The organism is Buttiauxella sp. AC142, from assembly GCF_979253435.1.
In genome coordinates this window covers 1,658,395-1,673,231 of record NZ_CEEDCH010000001.1, presented here as the reverse complement: position 1 = coordinate 1,673,231, position 14,837 = coordinate 1,658,395, and the positions used below count along the sequence as shown (strand labels likewise).

Genomic DNA, 14,837 nt, shown 5'->3' with positions numbered 1-14,837 from the left:
GGGAGAAGTATCATGTGGCAAGCCATTAGTCGTCTGTTAAGTGAACAACTCGGCACCGCTGAAATCGAACATCGTACAGAATTACCCGGCGGAGAAATTCATGCCGCCTGGCGTATTCACTATGCCGGTCATGAGATCTTTGTCAAAAGCGACGCTCGCGAGATGTTACCCATTTTCACCGCCGAAGCCGATCAGCTTGAGTTACTGTCGCGCAGTAACACGGTGCGAGTCCCCAAAGTCTGGGCTCTCGGCAGCGATCGAGATTACAGCTTCCTGCTGCTCGAATACATGCCCGCTAAACCGCTGGATGCGCATAACGCCTTTTTGCTGGGGCAACAGCTGGCACGTTTGCATGAATGGAGTGACCAACCGCAGTTTGGGCTAGATTTTGATAACGATCTTTCTACCACGCCGCAGCCGAATGCCTGGCAACGACGCTGGTCCACATTCTTTGCCGAACAACGTATCGGCTGGCAGCTTGAACTCGCCGCAGAAAAAGGGATCCAGTTTGGTGATATCGACTTAATTGTCGAGTTTGTTCATCAAGCCCTTGCCTCCCACCAGCCGCAGCCTTCTTTATTACACGGTGATTTGTGGTCGGGGAACTGCGCGATGGGACCGGATGGGCCATTTATCTATGATCCGGCCTGCTACTGGGGTGACAGAGAGTGCGATTTAGCCATGTTGCCTTTGCACCCGGATCAACCCCCACAAATTTATGATGGTTATCAGTCAGTTTGTCCCCTTCCTTCCGATTTCCTCTTACGCCAGCCGATTTACCAACTCTATACCCTGCTCAATCGTGCAATTTTGTTCGGCGGTCAGCATTTAGTGGTCGCGCAAAAAGCGCTTGATAGAGTTCTGGCCGCGTAAAAAACTCGCCACTCCCGCGCATCAGGAGTGGCGTTTTTCTAGATAAAACCCAATACAGAAAAGAAGAAGTAACCGATGACGATGATAATGACAGGTAAAATATAGAGCGGGAAAATTTGCAGGAATATCGTGTGTCGTGGCACCACAATTTTGCTGTCGATTTGCTCTTTGGTTAATCCCTCCGGCCCTTTTGCCTGTTCCAGAATCAACTGATCCTGCACACCTTCGCGCAGAAACTTCGCCTGGCGGCTCATGCGTGCACCCGATGCCTGTAACGCAAGACCCACAAATATCAGCGCGTAGATCACCCAAAACAGCACATTAGCTTGTTGATGGAACTCCGGCTGGGGCGAGTTGTACCAGAAGAAATTCAAAAATGGCGTATTAAAACGCATCATCTCAATCATGACGTGCGCGAAATCCAGCATCACGGCATTAATGCCCGCCTGTTTTTCGCTATGTTCATACATGAACTTCAAAATTGAAATCAGTGTTGAAATCACTGCCGGGATGAAAATTACCCAGCCAGCCACACGTTTGAGTACGGCAATGCGTCCAGCTTGTTGATACGTCATTCGTTCCCCTTTGGTTAAGACGCAACTTGTACGCACAAAGTTTACCTCGTCTGGTGTGATTTCGCCTGAGCTTTGCGGGCGATTTTCACAAAGCGGTGGCATCAATGCGTAATTCCAGCTATTCATAAGGGATCTTATTGGTAATGCACAAAGACAGGAGTCATAAATGGCTGCAACGCGCCAGATTTTAGCTGCAATTTTTGATATGGACGGTTTGCTGATTGATTCAGAACCATTATGGGACGAGGCTGAGCTGGAAGTGATGGCGAGCCTGGGTGTGGATATTTCGCGCCGTTGCGAACTGCCCGATACGCTCGGTCTGCGTATCGATCTGGTGGTCGATTTATGGTTTGCCCAACAACCCTGGAATGGTCCAGATCGCGAAGAAGTCACCCAACGCGTTATTACCCGGGCGATTACCCTGGTTGATGAAAAGCGCCCCATTTTACCCGGCGTTCGCGAAGCCATTGCGTTATGTAAAGCGCAGGGCCTGAAAGTCGGTCTGGCTTCGGCATCGCCGCTGCATATGCTTGAACGAGTCCTCGAAATGTTTGACCTGCGTGACCAATTTGATGCCATTGCATCCGCTGAACATCTGCCGTATAGCAAGCCACATCCGCAAGTTTATCTCGATGCTGCCGCAAAACTGGGAGTTGATCCGCTGACGTGTGTCACGCTAGAAGATTCGGTGAACGGCATGATTGCCACCAAAGCGGCCCGCATGCGGTCAATTGTGGTTCCAGCCGAAGAAAACCGTAGTGATGAGCGCTGGTGTCTGGCGAATGCCAAACTCTCCTCGCTGGCTGAATTACGCGCTGAACATCTGCTGGGTTAATCATTTTAAGATGCGGGGCTACCCCGCATCTTTCTCAAAACGCTACCTGCGTCAAAATTATTGAAACGTCATTTCAATTAAGTTTGAGTTTCTGCAATCCCCTACCTATCCTTAATTTACACGCGCAAATGCGCATTTCCGGATACCGGGGTAACTATGATTCTCGATGCTTTTAATCTGCAAGGCAAAGTCGCTATCGTCACGGGTTGTGATACCGGGCTTGGCCAGGGAATGGCGATTGGCCTTGCCGAGGCCGGCTGCGATATTGTCAGTGTGAATCGCAAAGTCCCGCAAGAGACAGCGCAAAAAGTGCAGGCATTGGGCCGACGGTTTATGGCCATCCAGGCAGATTTGAGCCAGCAAGACGCCATAGCGAGTATCGTAGAACAAGCCGTCGCAGGTATGGGGAAAATAGATATCCTGGTCAACAACGCCGGCACTATTCGCCGTGAAGATGCCCTTGAATTTAGCGAGAAGAATTGGGATGACGTGATGAACCTGAATATTAAATCAGTGTTCTTTCTCTCACAGGCGGTAGCAAAGCAGTTCATTAAGCAAGGAGGCGGCGGCAAAATCATTAACATCGCGTCCATGCTTTCGTTCCAGGGTGGTATCCGCGTCCCCTCTTATACGGCATCGAAAAGCGCAGTCCTGGGTGTCACGCGTCTGCTGGCAAACGAATGGGCGCAACACAACATTAATGTGAATGCCATCGCGCCGGGATACATGGCGACCAACAATACTCAACAGCTCCGCGATGATGAACAACGCAGCCAGGAAATTCTCGACCGTATTCCCGCTGGCCGCTGGGGGCTTCCTGCCGACCTGCAAGGCCCGATTGTGTTTCTCGCATCCAGCGCTTCTGATTACGTGAATGGTTACACCGTTGCCGTCGATGGAGGCTGGCTAGCCCGCTAAACATGCCGCCGCCGGGGCAATCGGCGGTTGCAAAATGTTACGCCGTCACCTCTTCCGTCTACTGTATAAAAACCCTATACTGTATGAATCGACAGTTTTCATCCAGGTAGTATCATGACGGCGGAAGGCCACCTTCTTTTTTCCATTGCCTGTGCAGTATTTGCTAAAAATGCTGAACTCACGCCAGTGCTCGCTCAGGGCGACTGGTGGCATATTGTGCCGTCAGCAATTTTGACCTGTTTACTACCGGATATCGACCATCCCAAGTCCTTCCTCGGCCAACGCTTACCCTGGATTTCCAAACCGATAGCCCGCGCCTGCGGCCATCGTGGTTTTACACACAGTTTGTTCGCGGTGTTTGCAGGCCTTGCGTTGTTCTATCTCAAGGTTCCTGAAACCTGGCTGATCCCCGCCGATGCGCTGCAAGGCATGGTATTGGGCTATTTAAGCCATATTCTGGCGGACATGCTGACCCCTGCTGGCGTTCCACTGCTCTGGCCATGCCGCTGGCGCTTTCGTTTCCCGATAATCAGGCCGCAAAAAGGCAATCAGCTTGAACGCGCCTTATGCATGGTGTTATTCGGGCTGGCTGTATGGATGCCACAAAGCGTGCCCGATAACAGTGCAGTGCGCTGGTCATCACATATGATAATTTCGCTGCAAATGACCTTTAATAGTTTTTTAAATAACCACCTGGAACAATAATTAGGCGAAATAACTCAAAACGTAATAATCAATTCCTTTTGAATATAAGACTCGTTCTGAGCTTCTGGTACGATTTACCCAATAAAGATGGCAAACAGTCCATCTATTGGTAAAACACTCAGGAGATACGGGATGAACTTTCCACTTATAGCGAACGTTATCGTGTTCGTTATTCTGCTGCTGTTGCTGGCGCAAACTCGCCACAAACAGTGGAGTCTGGCGAAGAAAGTACTGCTTGGTTTAGTGATTGGTGTGGTCTTTGGCCTTGCACTGCACACCATTTATGGCGAAGACAGCCCAGTACTGAAGCAATCTATCCAATGGTTCAACATCGTCGGTAACGGCTATGTACAACTACTGCAAATGATCGTGATGCCATTAGTGTTCGCCTCAATTCTGAGCGCGGTTGCACGTCTGCATAACGCATCATCTTTGGGAAAAATCAGTTTCCTGACCATTGGCACTTTGCTGTTTACCACGCTGATTTCAGCGCTGGTCGGCGTGTTAGTCACCAACCTGTTTGGTTTGACTGCTGAAGGCCTGGTTCAAGGGACTGCGGAAACTGCACGCCTGAGCGCCATCGAAACCACATACGTGGGCAAAGTGGCCGACCTGAATGTGCCACAGCTGATTCTGTCCTTCGTACCGAAAAACCCGTTTGCTGACCTGACCGGTGCGAATCCAACTTCCATTATTAGCGTGGTGATTTTCGCCGCCTTCCTGGGTGTTGCTGCACTGAAATTGCTGAAAGATGACGCCCCGAAAGGTGAGCGAGTCCTGGTAGCAATTGATACGCTGCAAAGCTGGGTGATGAAGCTGGTTCGTCTGGTCATGCAACTGACGCCATACGGCGTGCTCGCCCTGATGACCAAAGTCGTTGCCGGTTCAAACCTGCAAGACATCATCAAACTTGGCAGCTTCGTGGTCGCGTCCTACCTCGGCCTGGCGATCATGTTCGGTGTACATGCGATTCTGCTGGCGGTTAATGGCGTTAGCCCACTGAAATACTTCCGTAAAGTGTGGCCAGTGCTGACCTTTGCCTTCACCAGCCGCTCAAGTGCTGCAAGTATCCCATTAAACGTTGAAGCGCAAACGCGTCGTCTGGGTGTTCCTGAATCTATCGCAAGCTTTGCTGCATCCTTTGGTGCGACCATCGGTCAGAACGGTTGTGCGGGTCTGTATCCGGCAATGTTGGCAGTCATGGTAGCGCCTACCGTGGGTATCAACCCGCTGGATCCGGTATGGATTGCAACGTTAGTTGGTATTGTGACCGTTAGCTCCGCAGGCGTTGCCGGTGTGGGCGGCGGTGCAACCTTCGCCGCGCTGATTGTACTGCCAGCGATGGGCTTGCCGGTTACATTGGTCGCGTTGCTGATTTCTGTTGAACCGCTTATCGACATGGGCCGTACCGCCCTGAACGTCAGCGGCTCCATGACTGCCGGTACTATCACCAGTCAGTTGATGAAACAAACCGATAAAGAAGTCATGAATAGTGATGAAGAAGCAGAACTGGCGCATCGCTAACCAGTAGCTAAATCACCGCAGAATCTGCGACAATCAAACGGCTCCCGAAACAGGGGGCCGTTTTTTTATTTATAACTTAGAGCGCCCGCATAGGGAGCCAAACCCAATTGCCGCCTACGGAATTTCTTTCATGAAACGATTGTGCATTCTGATGTTCTTTTGTTTATCAACCGCCTGGGCCGAAACGCCCGACAGCCCCTATTTAAAGCAGGCGCAAGCAGGCGATAGCCGCGCTCAGTTCTATCTTGCCGATACCCTTTTTAGCGCAGGCGAATACCAGCAGGCTGAAGACTGGGCTGCAAAATCTGCGGCGCAAGGCGATGCTGATGCTCTCGCCCTTCAGGCACAGCTAAAAATTCATAACCCGGCAACGGCGGATTACCAACAGGCTAAATCATTAGCTGAGCAGGCAGTACAACGAGGCAGCAAAACCGGCGAAGTCACGCTCGCACGCCTTCTGGTAAACACACAAGCCGGTAAACCTGATTACCCTGCCGCCATAAAACTGCTGGAAAGCGCATCGCAGGACCTTGAAAGTGACTCCGCTGTGGATGCTCAGATGTTCTTAGGTTTGCTTTATGCCAATGGCGTGGGCATTGCCCAGGACGATGAGCAAGCCACATTCTGGTTCAAGCGCAGCTCGGCACTCTCCCGCACCGGTTATGCCGAATACTGGGCAGGCATGTTGTTTTTAAACGGTGAGAAAGGGTTTATTGCTGCCAATAAGCAACGCGCATTGCAGTGGCTAAACCTGAGCTGTACGGAAGGTTTTGATACCGGCTGTGAAGAGTTTGAGACAATCAGTAACGGCGGGTAACCCCGCCATTACTGCAATAGCAAATCCGATAATCCCTCAGGAAATCTCGTTTTCATGTCTGACTTGCATCGCCCAACGTTGAGCCGCCTCTGGTAAGGTAAATGGCGGTGACTGGCGGAACGCGTTCCCCACCAGCACAAATGCCACATAGCGATTGCGTAGCATCCACACATCCTTAAATCCTTCTACACGCCAGGCATGGGCTGGCGGCACGGGTTCAACACGCGGTTGATACGTAATAACGGGACGAGTATTCGGTTGGCGCAAAGGTTTCATAGGCAATGGAATCAAAACTAAATTGATGAACAACTTCACTATGATAGCGGAGAACTGCCCTTCTCGTCTCGCGTTGAGATGACCTTGTCCTATAGTTAAAGATGTTTTGATCATACCAAGCATCTTTATAACAAGACTAAATCAGGAGAAGTGTTCAATGTCGACGAACGATAAACATCCGCTTAGCCACAATGCCCCGATACATGACGCCAATGAATCAAAACCCGGAATGGACTCGCTGGCACCCGAAGACGGCTCACACCGCCCCTCCGCAGAACCCACGCCACCCGGTGCCCAGCCGACCGCTGCGGGGAGTTTCAAAAGCCCGGACACGTCCAATGAAAAGCTGAAATCGCTCGATGTGCATCGCAAAGACGGTGAAAACTTCCCGCTCACCACCAACCAGGGCGTGCGCATCGCCGACGACCAAAATTCACTGCGCGCAGGTACGCGTGGGCCTACGCTTCTGGAAGATTTTATCCTGCGGGAAAAAATCACCCATTTTGACCATGAGCGTATTCCCGAGCGTATCGTTCACGCCCGCGGTTCAGCCGCCCACGGCTATTTCCAGCCGTATAAAAATTTATCGGATGTCACCAAAGCCGATTTCTTATCCGACCCTGACAAAATCACCCCGGTATTCGTTCGATTTTCTACCGTCCAGGGCGGCGCTGGCTCCGCCGATACCGTGCGTGATATCCGTGGGTTTGCCACCAAGTTCTACACCGAAGAAGGGATTTTCGATTTAGTTGGTAACAACACGCCGGTGTTTTTCATTCAGGACGCGCATAAATTCCCGGATTTTGTCCATGCCGTTAAACCCGAGCCGCACTGGGCTATTCCGCAAGGCGGGAGCGCCCACGACACCTTCTGGGATTATGTTTCGCTACAACCCGAAACATTGCATAACGTCATCTGGGCGATGTCTGACCGTGGCTTACCGCGCAGTTATCGCACCATGGAAGGTTTTGGGATCCACACCTTCCGCATGATTAACGCCGAGGGCAAAGCCACATTCGTGCGCTTCCACTGGAAACCGACCGCCGGTAAAGCCTCTCTTATCTGGGATGAATCACAAAAACTGACGGGCCGTGACCCGGACTTCCACCGCCGCGATCTCTGGGAATCTATCGAGGCTGGCGATTTCCCGGAATACGAACTGGGGCTGCAATTAATTCCAGAAGAAGACGAATTCAAGTATGACTTTGACCTGTTGGACCCCACTAAACTGATCCCTGAAGAACTGGTCCCGGTTCACCTGGTGGGCAAAATGACGCTTAATCGCAACCCGGATAATTTCTTTGCCGAAAACGAACAGGCGGCGTTCCATCCGGGCCATATTGTTCCTGGACTCGATTTCAGTAATGACCCGCTGTTGCAGGGGCGCTTGTTCTCCTACACCGATACACAAATCAGCCGTCTGGGTGGGCCAAACTTCCACGAAATCCCGATTAACCGCCCAACCTGCCCGTATCACAACTTCCAGCGTGACGGCATGCACCGCATGGATATCGACAGTAATCCGGCAAACTACGAGCCGAATTCAATTAACGATAACTGGCCGCGTGAAACGCCTCCTGGCCCGAAACGCGGAGGTTTCGAAAGCTACCAGACGCGCGTTGAAGGGCATAAAATCCGTGAGCGCAGTCCATCGTTTGGCGAATATTACTCCCATCCGCGCCTGTTCTGGCAAAGCCAGACGCCTGTTGAACAACAGCATATTATCAGCGCGTTTAGCTTTGAATTATCCAAGGTCGCCAGACCCTATATTCGTGAACGCGTGCTCGATCACCTCACGCGTATAGATATTTCCCTCGCTCAGCCGGTTGCGGAAAACCTGGGCATCGAACTGTCACACGAGCAAATGCATGTCGCACCGCCGAAAGACGTCAACGGATTAAAGAAAGACCCGAGCCTCAGCCTGTATGCGGTGCCGAGTGGTTCCGTAAAAGGCCGTGTAGTAGCGATTTTGCTCAGTGAAAAAGCGAATGCAGCGGATGTGCTGGCGGCCATGAAAGCGTTAAAAAGCGAGGGCGTGCACACCAAATTGCTGTTTGCCCGTATGGGTGAAGTGGCTGCTGATGATGGTTCTCTATTGCCCATCGGCGCAACCTTTGCGGGTTCACCTTCGGTCACAGTCGATGCGGTCATTGTGCCGGGAGGCGACCTGAGTTCAATTCTCGATAATGGTGATGCGGCTTACTATTTACTCGAAGCCTATAAGCACTTAAAAGTGATTGGTCTCGCAGGGGATGCCCGCCAGTTCAAATCTAAACTGGCGATTGATGCGCAGGGTGAAGAAGGTGTTGTGGAAGGTGACGCCGTCACAAAATCATTTACCGATGATTTCCTGAAATCTTTAGCCGCCCACCGCGTCTGGTCACGGCATAACAAAATCGCTCATATCCCGGCATAAGCCATAAAAAAAGCCGTCACATCAGTGACGGCTTTTTCAGAAATAACGGGAATTATTTCTTAGTCTGCGGATCGGTATCGTATTCAGCACAAGTCTGATAACCCGAATTCATCACATGCCCGGTGTCATCAAGTGCGACGAAATAAGTTTCTGTTTTGCCATCGCGCTGGCCAAGAATATACGTCTGGCAAGTTCCGCGCGCGTGAATCATGGTCACTTCAGAAGAAGGCTTACCGGCAACCTGCTGCACTTGCTCACGGCTCATGCCTTTTTTCACATCTTTCACGACGGGCGTCGCGACCTGATCTTTTGTGCGGTCATATGCCGTACAACCCGCAAGCATAGTCATCACCGCTGCTGCACCTAAAATTCCTGCAAAAGTCTTGTTCATATTTTATCCTCGTTTTTCAGGGTATTGCTCATGCGTGTTAGATAAGCCTGGAATATAAAAGAGGTTTTATCAACTAAGCAGACCAAATGAACAAATTTTAGGATTATTATACAAAACACCATGTTAGCGCTAAATGGTGTCAAATAGAGTTAAATAACACCAAATGATTCCATCGCAACGGCATGAGCCTTGTCGTTTCAACGACAAAAGGGTAGTTTTAACAAAAATAGCTTTTGCTGCCTGCGCGTGCAGGTAAACGGTAACCGGAGGGTTTAAATGGCTCTGCAACAAGAGATTATCCAGGCACTAGGGGTTAAACCGCAGATCGATCCTGCACAAGAAATTCGTGTCAGCGTCGATTTTTTGAAGACCTATCTGAAAAAATATCCCTTTATTAAATCTCTGGTGCTGGGCATCAGCGGCGGTCAAGATTCAACCTTGACCGGCAAACTGTGCCAGACCGCCATCAGCGAACTGCGCGAAGAAACCGGTGACGAGAGCTACCAGTTCATTGCGGTGCGCTTGCCGTTTGGCGTGCAGGCCGATGAGCAAGATTGTCAGGACGCCATCACCTTTATCCAGCCCGACCGCGTATTAACCGTGAACATCAAAGGTGCTGTGCTTGCGAGCGAACAAGCGCTGCGCGAAGCGGGTATTGAACTGAGCGATTTTATTCGCGGCAACGAAAAAGCCCGCGAGCGTATGAAAGCGCAATACAGCATTGCCGGAATGACCAAAGGCGTGGTGGTCGGGACCGACCATGGCGCAGAAGCGGTAACAGGTTTCTTCACCAAATACGGCGATGGTGGCACCGATATCAACCCAATCTTCCGTCTGAATAAACGTCAGGGTAAAGCGTTGCTTAAAACCCTGGGCTGCCCGGAGCATTTATACCAGAAAGCGCCGACGGCTGACCTCGAAGACGATCGCCCTTCCCTGCCGGACGAAGCCGCACTGGGTGTGACTTACGAGCAGATTGATGATTACCTTGAAGGCAAAACGCTTGATGAAGGCACCAGCAAAATCATTGAAGGCTGGTATCTGAAAACCGAACACAAACGTCGCACGCCGATCACTGTGTTTGATGATTTCTGGAAATAACTTTTTCTGTAAATAGCGTCGGATGGCGCTTCGCTTATCCGACCTACGAAAACCCGTTCTCGCGTGTAGGTCGGATAAGCAAAGCGTCATCCGACAATACCTCTCTGGAAATACATGGACACCTCTGTAAAACGCGCCACGGCCTTTGGCCTGCTGGCTATTCTCCTCTGGAGTACCTCGGTTGGTTTACTGCGAAGTATCAGCGAACATTTTGGCCCGGTTGGCGGCGCGGCGCTGATTTATACCGTCAGCGCCATTTGCCTGTGCCTGGCTCGCGGTTTACCCAAAGTCCGTGAAATCCCTCAGCGATATTTATGGATTGGCGGCGCATTATTTGTCACTTATGAAATTTTCCTCGCCTTAGCGATTGGCCTGGCACACACCCGCACGCAATCTTTAGAACTCGGGATGATTAATTATCTGTGGCCGAGTCTGACTATCTTACTGGCGTTATTAATCAACCAGCAACGTAGCAGCTTGTGGTTATGGCCGGGGCTTGCACTTTCGCTTGCGGGTATTGTGCAGGTGATGAAAGGCGACGGTGACTGGTCGCCGCTGCAAATGTGGCACAACATTCTCGATAACCCGCTGGCTTACGGCCTGGCGTTTGCCGCAGCACTCATTTGGGCGCTGTACTGCAATATTACGCGCCGCTGGAGCGGCGGGAAGAACGGCGTTTCACTGTTTTTCTGCGCCACCGCCGCTGTGCTGTGGGTAAAATTTGCCTTCGTGAGCGAAGCGCCGATTCACTTTACGCTGCCTGCAACGCTGCAATTGTTGTTTATGGGGGCTTCCACGGCAATAGCCTATTCGGCCTGGAACCACGGCATTCAACGCGGGAATATGACGTTGCTGGCTACAGCATCTTATTTCACGCCGGTGCTTTCGGCGTTAATGGCGAGTTTGTGGTTAGGTTTGCATCCAGGCTGGGGATTCTGGCAAGGGGTGATGATGGTCGTCGGCGGGTCATTGTTATGCTGGTTAGCGACCCGCCGTTACAGTTAAGGCGTTATTTCACCATCGGTAGTTCAAGATCATGCTGCTGCGCGCATTCAATGGCGCTCTCATAACCCGCATCGGCGTGGCGCATCACGCCAGTTGCCGGGTCATTCCACAATACGCGCCCCAAACGCACGTCCGCTTCCGGTGTGCCATCGGCCACAATCACCACTCCGGCATGTTGTGAGAAGCCCATCCCCACGCCGCCACCGTGATGCAAACTCACCCAGGTGGCACCGCCTGCGGTATTTAACAGCGCGTTTAGCAATGGCCAGTCGGAAACCGCATCAGAACCATCTTTCATGGATTCCGTTTCACGGTTTGGTGATGCCACCGAACCACAATCCAGATGGTCGCGCCCGATAACCACCGGTGCTTTCAGCTCGCCATTGCGTACCATTTCGTTAAACGCCAGCCCTGCAAGATGGCGCTCTCCCAGACCCAGCCAGCAAATACGCGCCGGTAATCCCTGGAAAGCAATACGTTCTTGCGCCATATCCAGCCAACGATGCAAATTCTGGTTATCCGGGAATAACTCTTTCAGTTTGGCGTCGGTTTTCGCAATATCTTCCACATCGCCCGACAGCGCCACCCAGCGGAATGGCCCCTTGCCTTCGCAGAAGAGCGGGCGAATATAGGCCGGAACGAAGCCCGGGAAATCAAAGGCATTTACCACGCCTTCATCGAAAGCCACCTGGCGAATATTATTGCCATAATCCACCGTCGGGACGCCCATTTCCCAGAAATCAAGCATCGCACGAACGTGTACGGCCATTGACTCACGCGCCGCTTTTTCTACTGCTTTAGGTTGCGTGGATCTTTCACTCTGCCAGCGATCCACCGTCCAGCCCAACGGCAAATACCCGTTGACCGGATCGTGTGCCGACGTTTGGTCGGTCACGATATCAGGCTTGATCCCACCCGCTTTCGCGCGTTTGACCAGTTCAGGCAAAATTTCTGCCGCGTTACCCAGCAGGCCCACAGAGATGGCTTTTTTCTCCGCATTAGCCTGCTCAATCATCGCCAGGGCTTCATCCAGATTCGTCGCTTTATAATCCAGATAACGGGTACGCAGGCGGAAATCAATACGCGACTCCTGGCACTCGATAGCTAAAACAGAAGCTCCCGCCAGAACACCCGCCAGCGGTTGTGCGCCGCCCATTCCACCCAGGCCCGCAGTCAGAATCCATTTGCCGCGTAAATCACCACCGTAATGCTGGCGGCCTGCTTCGGCAAAGGTTTCAAATGTGCCCTGCACAATGCCCTGCGCGCCGATGTAAATCCACGAGCCGGCGGTCATCTGGCCGTACATCATCAGCCCCGCTTTATCCAGCTCATGGAAATGATCCCAGTTAGCCCAATGCGGGACGAGGTTTGAGTTGGCAATCAATACCCTCGGCGCATCCGCGTGAGTGCGGAAAATACCCACCGGTTTACCGGATTGCACCAGCAGTGTTTCATCGGCTTTAAGCGTGCGCAGCGAGGCAAGGATCTGCTCGAAGCATTCCCAGTTGCGCGCTGCTTTGCCTATCCCACCGTACACCACCAGATCCTCCGGGCGCTCGGCGACATCCGGATCGAGGTTGTTTTGGATCATGCGGTAAGCCGCTTCGATCAACCAGTTTTCGCAGTGCAGTGTGGTGCCATGTGGAGCGCGTACCGTGCGGGCTACCGCCTGTTTTACAGATTCAGTCATTGTAGTGGCTCCCGGCATCACGCCGATGTAGAAGGAAAGAGTTGAGTAATCACCGCAGGCAGTTCGCCGCTGGCACCCCACTGGCGCATGCTTTCAATATCGGGTGCCAGTAAACGGTCTTTATCGAGGAATGCCACGCGCTCACGCACGCCGCTGAATACCTGCTCCATAAGCGGTGAACTGCGCAGCGGGCGTGAAAATTCAATCCCCTGAGCTGCCGCCATCGCTTCAATTCCCACCACTGCGGAGGTGTTGAAGCACATATCACCGAGGCGGCGAGCCGCGTAGGTCGCCATCGAAACGTGATCTTCCTGGTTTGCCGACGTTGGCAGGCTGTCAACGCTGCCAGGATGCGCCAGCGATTTGTTTTCAGACGCCAGAGCGGCGGCAGTGACCTGAGCAATCATAAAGCCTGAGTTAATCCCGCCCTCTTTCACCAGGAATGGCGGCAGGCCAGAAAGTCCGGTATCCAACAACAACGCCAGGCGGCGCTCGGAAATCGCACCAATTTCTGCCACCGCCAGCGCGATAATATCTGCGGCGAACGCGACGGGTTCAGCATGGAAATTACCACCAGAAATCACCTCGCCCGTTTCGCTAAACACCAGCGGGTTATCGGATGCAGCGTTGGCTTCAATTTGCAGCACGCGAGCCGCGTGGCGCAGGTTATCGAGACATGCGCCCATCACTTGCGGCACGCAGCGAATCGAATACGGGTCTTGCACGCGCCCACAATGCTGATGGGAATCAACGATTTCACTGCAGTCCAGCAACGCTCTGACCGCTGCCGCGACGTCAATTTGCCCGGTTTGCCCGCGCGCTTCATGAATACGGGCATCGAACGGTTTCACCGAGCCTTTGATGGCTTCAAGGGATAACGCGCCCGCCACCAGCCCGGCACCAAAGACTTTCTCGCCTTCAAACAAACCGCGCAGCGCCAGTGCAGTAGAAACCTGGGTGCCGTTGAGCAACGCCAACCCTTCTTTTGGCCCGAGCACTAATGGCTCGACACCGGCAATTTTCAGCCCGGCAATCGCAGGCAGTTCTTCGCCGTTGATACGCACGTTGCCTTCGCCCAGCAGCATCAGGGAAAGATGCGCCAGCGGCGCTAAATCACCCGAGGCACCCACAGACCCTTTTTCAGGGATCACCGGCATCACGCCCGCGTTAAACAAGGTCAGCAAACTGTCGATAACCTTCATACGCACGCCAGAATGACCACGGGCGAGACTGATGATTTTGCTCGCCATCACCAGGCGCACAACATCATCCGGCAGAGGTTGCCCAAGGCCGACGCTGTGGGAAAGCACCAGATTGCGTTGCAACTCAGCGAGATGCTCTTTTGCAATCGTGGTTTGCGCCAGTTTGCCAAAACCCGTGTTAATGCCGTAAACCACATCGCCGTGATTCACGATATCCTCAACGGTTTTTTGTGACTTAGCGACTGCCTCAACAGCCTGCGAATCAAGGCTCAGAGTGACGGTTCCATGGTAGATTTCACGCAGCGTGGCGAGCGTTACACGCCCTGGAGTGAGACAGCACAGCTTTTTTTGCAGGGACATAGCGACATCCTGATGGCATCAATTCGTATGAACGTATAGAGTTGTATAGACAACCTAACTAATAAACCCAAATGACCGCCAGCACGTCATAGGTAATTTTTATTGAACAGTGAGCGGGATCGCGCTTTCACCGCAAAATGAAATAATCA

At 52.3% G+C, this 14,837-nt stretch carries 14 protein-coding genes; 9 read left to right on the top strand and 5 right to left on the bottom strand.

Annotated features, from left to right (window positions below; translation table 11 throughout):
* Positions 1 to 12 precede the first annotated feature (12 nt).
* Positions 13 to 873 (top strand): fructosamine kinase family protein, encoded by an 861-nt coding sequence (locus AC0IWZ_RS07650; RefSeq protein ID WP_034494789.1) that lies wholly within the window; start codon positions 13 to 15, stop codon positions 871 to 873.
* A 38-nt stretch (positions 874 to 911) separates the two neighbouring features.
* Here the strand turns inward: AC0IWZ_RS07650 and AC0IWZ_RS07645 are convergent, their stop codons facing one another.
* Positions 912 to 1,448: a YniB family protein gene (locus AC0IWZ_RS07645; RefSeq protein WP_471679077.1), complete on the bottom strand. Its 537-nt coding sequence runs from the start codon at positions 1,446 to 1,448 to the stop codon at positions 912 to 914.
* A 166-nt stretch (positions 1,449 to 1,614) separates the two neighbouring features.
* On the opposite strand from AC0IWZ_RS07645, the gene hxpB reads away from it, so the two are divergent.
* From hxpB to AC0IWZ_RS07620, 5 genes are all read left to right on the top strand, one after another.
* Positions 1,615 to 2,283, top strand: coding sequence for a hexitol phosphatase HxpB (gene hxpB / locus AC0IWZ_RS07640; protein ID WP_034494785.1), 669 nt, complete (start codon positions 1,615 to 1,617; stop codon positions 2,281 to 2,283).
* A 156-nt stretch (positions 2,284 to 2,439) separates the two neighbouring features.
* Positions 2,440 to 3,201: a 2-dehydro-3-deoxy-D-gluconate 5-dehydrogenase KduD gene (gene kduD / locus AC0IWZ_RS07635; RefSeq protein ID WP_034494783.1), complete on the top strand. Its 762-nt coding sequence runs from the start codon at positions 2,440 to 2,442 to the stop codon at positions 3,199 to 3,201.
* 114 nt (positions 3,202 to 3,315) lie between these two features.
* Positions 3,316 to 3,906, top strand: coding sequence for a metal-dependent hydrolase (locus AC0IWZ_RS07630; RefSeq protein WP_034494782.1), 591 nt, complete (start codon positions 3,316 to 3,318; stop codon positions 3,904 to 3,906).
* A gap of 132 nt (positions 3,907 to 4,038) precedes the next feature.
* Entirely contained in the window at positions 4,039 to 5,430 is a 1,392-nt protein-coding gene (locus tag AC0IWZ_RS07625) for an L-cystine transporter (RefSeq protein ID WP_034494781.1), read from the top strand.
* A 130-nt stretch (positions 5,431 to 5,560) separates the two neighbouring features.
* Entirely contained in the window at positions 5,561 to 6,247 is a 687-nt protein-coding gene (locus AC0IWZ_RS07620; protein ID WP_471677699.1) for a tetratricopeptide repeat protein, read from the top strand.
* A 36-nt stretch (positions 6,248 to 6,283) separates the two neighbouring features.
* Here the strand turns inward: AC0IWZ_RS07620 and cedA are convergent, their stop codons facing one another.
* Positions 6,284 to 6,523, bottom strand: a complete 240-nt coding sequence (cedA, locus tag AC0IWZ_RS07615) for a cell division activator CedA (RefSeq protein ID WP_034494779.1) — start codon at positions 6,521 to 6,523, stop codon at positions 6,284 to 6,286.
* A gap of 157 nt (positions 6,524 to 6,680) precedes the next feature.
* On the opposite strand from cedA, the gene katE reads away from it, so the two are divergent.
* Positions 6,681 to 8,939: a catalase HPII gene (gene katE, locus AC0IWZ_RS07610; protein ID WP_471677700.1), complete on the top strand. Its 2,259-nt coding sequence runs from the start codon at positions 6,681 to 6,683 to the stop codon at positions 8,937 to 8,939.
* A gap of 52 nt (positions 8,940 to 8,991) precedes the next feature.
* On the opposite strand, the gene osmE is transcribed toward katE, so the two are convergent.
* Entirely contained in the window at positions 8,992 to 9,330 is a 339-nt protein-coding gene (gene osmE / locus AC0IWZ_RS07605) for an osmotically-inducible lipoprotein OsmE (protein WP_034494777.1), read from the bottom strand.
* 276 nt (positions 9,331 to 9,606) lie between these two features.
* On the opposite strand from osmE, the gene nadE reads away from it, so the two are divergent.
* Entirely contained in the window at positions 9,607 to 10,431 is an 825-nt protein-coding gene (nadE, locus tag AC0IWZ_RS07600) for an ammonia-dependent NAD(+) synthetase (protein WP_034494775.1), read from the top strand.
* A 114-nt stretch (positions 10,432 to 10,545) separates the two neighbouring features.
* Entirely contained in the window at positions 10,546 to 11,436 is an 891-nt protein-coding gene (gene yddG, locus AC0IWZ_RS07595) for an aromatic amino acid DMT transporter YddG (protein ID WP_471677701.1), read from the top strand.
* Positions 11,437 to 11,440: 4 nt separating this feature from the next.
* Here the strand turns inward: yddG and hutU are convergent, their stop codons facing one another.
* Both hutU and hutH read right to left on the bottom strand, forming a co-directional pair.
* Positions 11,441 to 13,126, bottom strand: coding sequence for a urocanate hydratase (gene hutU, locus AC0IWZ_RS07590; protein ID WP_471677703.1), 1,686 nt, complete (start codon positions 13,124 to 13,126; stop codon positions 11,441 to 11,443).
* 17 nt (positions 13,127 to 13,143) lie between these two features.
* On the bottom strand, positions 13,144 to 14,688 hold the full coding sequence (gene hutH / locus AC0IWZ_RS07585) for a histidine ammonia-lyase (protein WP_471677704.1): 1,545 nt from the start codon (positions 14,686 to 14,688) through the stop codon (positions 13,144 to 13,146).
* Positions 14,689 to 14,837 lie beyond the last annotated feature (149 nt).

Bases quoted from the DNA above. Each gene is read 5' to 3' on its own strand.
- AC0IWZ_RS07620 (WP_471677699.1), top strand. From the start codon at position 5,561: ATGAAACGATTGTGCATTCTGATGTTCTTTTGTTTATCAACCGCCTGG.
- AC0IWZ_RS07650 (WP_034494789.1), top strand. From the start codon at position 13: ATGTGGCAAGCCATTAGTCGTCTGTTAAGTGAACAACTCGGCACCGCT.
- AC0IWZ_RS07630 (WP_034494782.1), top strand. From the start codon at position 3,316: ATGACGGCGGAAGGCCACCTTCTTTTTTCCATTGCCTGTGCAGTATTT.
- hutU (WP_471677703.1), bottom strand. From the start codon at position 13,126: ATGACTGAATCTGTAAAACAGGCGGTAGCCCGCACGGTACGCGCTCCA.
- katE (WP_471677700.1), top strand. From the start codon at position 6,681: ATGTCGACGAACGATAAACATCCGCTTAGCCACAATGCCCCGATACAT.
- yddG (WP_471677701.1), top strand. From the start codon at position 10,546: ATGGACACCTCTGTAAAACGCGCCACGGCCTTTGGCCTGCTGGCTATT.
- kduD (WP_034494783.1), top strand. From the start codon at position 2,440: ATGATTCTCGATGCTTTTAATCTGCAAGGCAAAGTCGCTATCGTCACG.
- AC0IWZ_RS07625 (WP_034494781.1), top strand. From the start codon at position 4,039: ATGAACTTTCCACTTATAGCGAACGTTATCGTGTTCGTTATTCTGCTG.
- hxpB (WP_034494785.1), top strand. From the start codon at position 1,615: ATGGCTGCAACGCGCCAGATTTTAGCTGCAATTTTTGATATGGACGGT.
- AC0IWZ_RS07645 (WP_471679077.1), bottom strand. From the start codon at position 1,448: ATGACGTATCAACAAGCTGGACGCATTGCCGTACTCAAACGTGTGGCT.
- osmE (WP_034494777.1), bottom strand. From the start codon at position 9,330: ATGAACAAGACTTTTGCAGGAATTTTAGGTGCAGCAGCGGTGATGACT.
- cedA (WP_034494779.1), bottom strand. From the start codon at position 6,523: ATGAAACCTTTGCGCCAACCGAATACTCGTCCCGTTATTACGTATCAA.
- hutH (WP_471677704.1), bottom strand. From the start codon at position 14,688: ATGTCCCTGCAAAAAAAGCTGTGCTGTCTCACTCCAGGGCGTGTAACG.
- nadE (WP_034494775.1), top strand. From the start codon at position 9,607: ATGGCTCTGCAACAAGAGATTATCCAGGCACTAGGGGTTAAACCGCAG.